Origin of the sequence: Escherichia sp. MOD1-EC5950 (genome assembly GCF_002965345.1) — a bacterium.
In the GTDB taxonomy this organism is placed as follows: domain Bacteria; phylum Pseudomonadota; class Gammaproteobacteria; order Enterobacterales; family Enterobacteriaceae; genus Escherichia; species Escherichia marmotae.
The window spans coordinates 1-4,346 of record NZ_PTSR01000065.1; the positions used below are offsets into that span (position 1 = coordinate 1).

4 protein-coding genes, 4 tRNA genes and 1 rRNA gene are annotated in these 4,346 nt (G+C 47.3%); 1 reads left to right on the forward strand and 8 read right to left on the reverse strand.

All coding sequences use genetic code 11. From position 1 onward, the window contains the following. From BEA93_RS23920 to BEA93_RS23940, 5 genes are all read right to left on the reverse strand, one after another. Positions 1–221: GTP-binding protein (locus BEA93_RS23920; RefSeq protein WP_000031665.1), on the reverse strand; the 221-nt coding region annotated here is incomplete at its 3' end. A 114-nt stretch (positions 222–335) separates the two neighbouring features. After that, positions 336–411, reverse strand: a tRNA-Thr gene (locus BEA93_RS23925). Positions 412–417: 6 nt separating this feature from the next. After that, positions 418–492, reverse strand: a tRNA-Gly gene (locus BEA93_RS23930). Positions 493–607: 115 nt separating this feature from the next. Further along, positions 608–692: transfer RNA gene (locus BEA93_RS23935), tRNA-Tyr, on the reverse strand. An 8-nt stretch (positions 693–700) separates the two neighbouring features. Next, positions 701–776, reverse strand: a tRNA-Thr gene (locus BEA93_RS23940). A gap of 361 nt (positions 777–1,137) precedes the next feature. Here BEA93_RS23940 and coaA point away from each other — a divergent pair. Further along, complete coding sequence (gene coaA / locus BEA93_RS23955; protein ID WP_000023077.1) at positions 1,138–2,088, forward strand: type I pantothenate kinase; 951 nt, start codon at positions 1,138–1,140, stop codon at positions 2,086–2,088. 28 nt (positions 2,089–2,116) lie between these two features. Here the strand turns inward: coaA and birA are convergent, their stop codons facing one another. From birA to rrf, 3 genes are all read right to left on the reverse strand, one after another. After that, positions 2,117–3,082, reverse strand: a complete 966-nt coding sequence (gene birA, locus BEA93_RS23960; RefSeq protein WP_000654622.1) for a bifunctional biotin--[acetyl-CoA-carboxylase] ligase/biotin operon repressor BirA — start codon at positions 3,080–3,082, stop codon at positions 2,117–2,119. Beyond that, entirely contained in the window at positions 3,079–4,107 is a 1,029-nt protein-coding gene (murB, locus tag BEA93_RS23965; RefSeq protein WP_105225207.1) for a UDP-N-acetylmuramate dehydrogenase, read from the reverse strand. Before murB ends, birA begins: the two co-directional genes overlap by 4 nt. Positions 4,108–4,241: 134 nt before the next feature. Next, positions 4,242–4,346: ribosomal RNA gene (gene rrf, locus BEA93_RS23970) — 5S ribosomal RNA — on the reverse strand; the annotation flags it as partial.

Sequence of the window (4,346 nt, forward strand, 5' to 3'; positions counted from 1 at the left end):
GTCGGGGTGTCGTATTCAACGTGAGAAGTGTTGATGGTGATACCACGAGCTTTTTCTTCCGGCGCGTTATCGATCTGATCGAATGCGCGAGCAGCACCGCCGTAGGTTTTAGCCAGTACGGTAGTGATTGCAGCGGTCAGCGTTGTTTTACCATGGTCAACGTGGCCGATAGTACCGACGTTAACGTGCGGTTTTGTACGTTCAAACTTTTCTTTAGACATCGATTGTCCCTCTAAGACACGGATAAATCGGTGATATCACCACATCAACCAGGCAACATGCCCGACTTGTTGAATGCAATAAACAGAAGGAAAAAACAGGGAGGAGAAAAGAAGTGGTGCTGATAGGCAGATTCGAACTGCCGACCTCACCCTTACCAAGGGTGCGCTCTACCAACTGAGCTATATCAGCACATCTTGGAGCGGGCAGCGGGAATCGAACCCGCATCATCAGCTTGGAAGGCTGAGGTAATAGCCATTATACGATGCCCGCATCCTGGAACTCGGCTACCTGATTTTCATTCTGCACTGAATATCGAGAGAAGCTCTCTTTATTCGAGCCGGTAAGCGAACTTATCGTCTCGGGCTACGCATCGCGTGGCCGAAATTGGTGGTGGGGGAAGGATTCGAACCTTCGAAGTCTGTGACGGCAGATTTACAGTCTGCTCCCTTTGGCCGCTCGGGAACCCCACCGGACTTGATGGTGCCGACTACCGGAATCGAACTGGTGACCTACTGATTACAAGTCAGTTGCTCTACCTACTGAGCTAAGTCGGCATCAAGTAGCGCGCATTCTATGGAGACATGCGCGCTCATGCAACTAAAAAATTGCATAATTTGTTTTATTGGTCACATTTTGCACAACGCGATGAAGAAACAGTCAAACAGGGGACAGATTAGCATACTTTTTCAGCATCATTCTGTTTAACAATGCACTCAAGATAAAACACAATTCTTTTTAGTAGATGGAATATCTGTCACATTGCTTTTCAACGATAGCTTGTCGAAAGAGATTTTTTCTTATTATTCCTCCCAATCTGGTGTTACCCTCCTGCCCATTAACCCATTCAACAGAACTGTGACGCGCCATGGCAAATATCGCTTTGCCGATAGAGCTATGATCGCCAGAAACATGCTTATGAGTATAAAAGAGCAAACGTTAATGACGCCTTACCTACAGTTTGACCGCAACCAGTGGGCAGCTCTGCGTGATTCCGTACCTATGACGTTATCGGAGGATGAGATCGCCCGTCTCAAAGGTATAAATGAGGATCTCTCGTTAGAAGAAGTTGCCGAGATCTATTTGCCTTTATCGCGTTTGCTGAACTTCTATATAAGCTCAAACTTGCGCCGTCAGGCAGTTCTGGAACAATTTCTTGGTACTAACGGACAACGCATTCCTTACATTATCAGCATCGCGGGTAGCGTTGCGGTGGGGAAAAGTACGACCGCCCGTGTATTACAGGCTCTATTAAGCCGTTGGCCGGAACACCGTCGTGTTGAACTGATCACCACCGATGGTTTTCTTCATCCCAACAAAGTGCTTAAAGAACGTGGTCTGATGAAGAAGAAAGGCTTCCCGGAGTCGTACGATATGCATCGTCTGGTGAAGTTTGTTTCCGATCTAAAATCGGGAGTGCCAAACGTTACAGCACCGGTTTACTCGCATCTTATTTATGATGTGATCCCGGATGGCGATAAAACTGTCGTGCAGCCTGATATTTTAATTCTTGAAGGATTAAATGTCTTACAGAGCGGTATGGATTACCCACACGATCCGCATCATGTTTTTGTTTCTGATTTTGTCGATTTTTCGATATATGTTGATGCTCCTGAAGACTTACTGCAGACATGGTATATCAACCGCTTCCTGAAATTCCGTGAAGGCGCTTTTACAGATCCGGATTCCTATTTCCATAACTACGCTAAATTAACAAAAGAAGAAGCGATCAATACTGCCTTGACGCTTTGGAAGGAAATCAACTGGCTGAACTTAAAGCAAAATATTCTTCCTACTCGCGAACGTGCCAGCCTGATCCTGACCAAAAGTGCTAATCATGCGGTAGAAGAAGTCAGACTACGCAAATAATTTAAAGGGGGAGCTATTGCTCCCTTTTTTATTTATCTGCGCTTCGTAGCGATATTTCACCGCCCATCCAGGGTTTAATTATCCCATCCTGTTCAAGCAATAATGCGCCTTGGTTATCTATCCCGCGCGAAATCCCAAATATTTCTTTATCACCAATGATAAGTTTCACTGGGCGATTAATAAAATTATCCAGTTTTTCCCAACGAGCCAAATAAGGAGTAAGTCCTTCTTGCTCGAAGAGTTCCAGCGCCGCCCGTAATTCACGTATAAGCGTGGCTGCCAGAGTATTACGATCCAGATTGATCCCCGCTTCTTGCAAGGTGATCCATCCCTGATTAACGACACTCTCTTCGACTCGACGCATGGCCATGTTGATCCCGGCACCGATGACAATTTGTGCCGCATCGCCGGTTTTGCCCGTCAGTTCAACGAGAATACCCGCCAGCTTGCGATCCTGCAGATAGAGGTCGTTTGGCCATTTAACACGAACTTTATCAGCTCCCAGCGTGCGTAGTACTTCCGCCATCACGATACCGATAACCAGGCTTAAACCAATCGCCGCAGCAGGGCCTTGCTCCAGACGCCAGAACATTGATAAATATAAGTTTGCGCCAAAAGGAGAAAACCATTTCCGCCCACGGCGACCACGACCCGCTTGCTGATATTCTGCGACACAGGCATCGCCCGATTTAAGCTCTCCTATACGGTCAAGGAGGTACTGGTTCGTAGAATCAATCACCGGTAACACAGCAACATTACCACCATCCAGGTGACTCAATATCTGTTCGGCATTAAGTAACTGGATTGGTTCAGGCAGGCTGTATCCTTTGCCCGGAACGGTAAATACATCAACACCCCAGTCACGCAGTGTCTGAATGTGTTTATTAATAGCCGCCCGACTCATTCCCAACGTTTCACCCAGTTGCTCGCCGGAGTGAAATTCGCCGTTCGCTAACAGGGCGATCAATTTCAGTGGAACAGTATTATCCTTCATGAAATTGTCTCCACTGCGCTCACTTCACCTGATGCACCAATAAAGCGGACTTCGGGTTCAAGCCAGACGTTAAATCTTTCACCGACTTTCTGCCTTACGTGATGTGCCAGTTGTACGACGTCTTCACTTTTCGCATTGCCTTCATTAATAAGAACTAGCGCCTGTTGACGATGTACCGCAGCCCCGCCAATCTGTACCCCTTTTAGCTGACACTGATCGATGAGCCAGCCAGCAGCCAGTTTTACTGAACCATCCGCCTGGAGGTAATTAGGTGCCGTTGGAAATTGTGCCAGTAACGCTTTAGCCATTTCGACTGAAACAACAGGATTTTTGAAGAAACTACCGGCATTACCGTTCACTTTTGGATCGGGAAGTTTTGTTGTTCTCATATGACACACCGCATCAAATACTTGCTGTGGTGTCACCGTTGAAGGCTCCAGACGAGTTAAGTCACCATAGGTCAGTACAGGTTGCCACTCTTTTGGCAGGCGCAGACCTACGGCTACAATGGCGAAGCGATCCTGATATTCATGCTTAAAAATACTGTCACGATAACCAAAACGACACTCTTTAGCTGTTAAGCGCACTTGCTTGCCTGTCGTCAGTTCAACGCAGTCAACATAATCGCAAACTCGCTGTAATTCTACGCCATAAGCACCAATATTCTGGATAGGCGATGAGCCGACACAGCCCGGAATTAATGCCAGATTTTCCAGACCGGGCATACCTTGCTGCAAAGTGTATTTCACCAGATGATGCCAGTTTTCTCCCGCCCCAACATGTAAATACCAAGCATCAGGCGTATCGTTAATTTCAATACCTTTGATCCGGTTGATAATCACCGTTCCGCAGTAATCTTCCAGGAAAAGTACGTTACTTCCTTCACCCAGAATAAGAACTGGCTGTCCTTCTGCGGTTGCATGCTGCCAGGCATTGAGTAGTTGTTTTTCGTCTTCCACGCATACAATGTGCTTCGCATTGCGATCAATGCCGAAGGTGTTCCAGGGTTTTAAGGAGTGGTTCATAGCTGCTTTCCTGATGCAAAAACGTGGCTAGTTTACCGTATCTGCGGGGGGATGGCTTGTAGATATAACGACAGGAAGAGTTTTCACCAGCGCAAAAAGGCCATCCTTACGGATGGCCTTTCGCTTTATTTGATGCCTGGCAGTTCCCTACTCTCGCATGGGGAGACCCCACACTACCATCGGCGCTACGGCGTTTCACTTCTGAGTTCGGCATGGGGTCAGGTGGGACCACCGCGCTA

Coding starts and splice junctions, on each gene's coding strand:
- coaA (WP_000023077.1), top strand. CDS start 1,138: ATGAGTATAAAAGAGCAAACGTTAATGACGCCTTACCTACAGTTTGAC.
- birA (WP_000654622.1), bottom strand. CDS start 3,082: ATGAAGGATAATACTGTTCCACTGAAATTGATCGCCCTGTTAGCGAAC.
- murB (WP_105225207.1), bottom strand. CDS start 4,107: ATGAACCACTCCTTAAAACCCTGGAACACCTTCGGCATTGATCGCAAT.